The organism is Serratia nevei (assembly GCF_024160145.1).
In the GTDB taxonomy this organism is placed as follows: Bacteria; Pseudomonadota; Gammaproteobacteria; order Enterobacterales; family Enterobacteriaceae; genus Serratia; species Serratia nevei_A.
On record NZ_JAMYWQ010000097.1, the window covers coordinates 1 to 1087 of the forward strand.

Here is a 1087-nt window from a genome sequence, read left to right on the forward strand (position 1 = left end):
TACACCGACAGTGGATGCTGAATACTCTCCACGGGTACTGCCCGGCGTTGTGGCTCCGCCAATCGAGGAGTTGTTGACGCTCTGAACACAGGCAAAGGTAACAAAGCGGCCAGCTCCTTCTGCAGTCGGTGGTCAGGAGGAATACCCGTGGTGCCGTGCTTCCTGGCGTTGGCGGTTCGTACCAGCCATGGCCCCACGCGGGCGTTAGCTGAGTCAACATCCAGCATCAAACCTGACTGCTTGAAGGTCGTTGCCAACGGCACGACGAAACTCTCCTTGAGATAACGGTTAAAACGTTCAACCTTTCCCTTGGTCTTGGCTCGGTAGGGGCGGCAGACCTTGGGTGAAAAACCATACTGCTCCGCGAGTGCCAGCAATAGTGGGTTCCAGCGATGGCGCCCGTCACCGTAGACATCCCGTTCCAGAATGATGGCCTTAGCGTTGTCAAACAGCAGATGCCGTGGAGTGCCGCCGAAGAAAGCCAACGCATGCTCGATACCATCACACCACGCAGCGGTATCCTGGCGAGCATAGAAACGAACGTAGGTTGCCCGGCTCCAACCCAGCGTGGCGACAAAAGCCAGTAGCGGATGTCGCCCCTGGCGGATAATGGTGAAATCGACCTGCATCTGTTCACCCGGCGGCGTCTCGAACCGTACCACGGGCTCAACGGGCTGCTGCTTTAACGGCAGAAGGAATGCCGTCAGCATACTGTAACCGCCTGAATAACCTCGTTCTCGGATCTCCTGCAACAGCACGCTGGCGGGGATCCAATGGGGGCGAGCAGCCTGAACCCGTTCAAGAATGTAAGCCTTGAACGGGTCGAGCTTACCGGGACGTGGAGCTCGGTTGGAATAACGGGATGATGAGGCAGCATCCCCCATCCTGATATACCGCCGAACAGTCTGGCGAGAGCAACGTAAATGACGGGCAATAGCGCGGATGGACATGCCTTGCCGAAGAAGAACAGCAATCTCCACTCTTAACTCCAATGTTAGCATCGGCAGCTCGCTTAAAACTGCCAGTTTTACCCCAGGTGGGTCCGAATTACATTGGCATGTGGGTCATTTTTACATCGGTACTAACA

1 protein-coding gene is annotated in these 1087 nt (G+C 56.2%); it reads right to left on the bottom strand.

Going from position 1 to position 1087, the window contains the following annotated elements:
- A partial coding sequence (gene istA, locus M6G53_RS24885; RefSeq protein ID WP_253335215.1) for an IS21 family transposase occupies nt 1-1001 on the bottom strand: 1001 nt, incomplete at its 3' end.
- Nucleotides 1002-1087 lie beyond the last annotated feature (86 nt).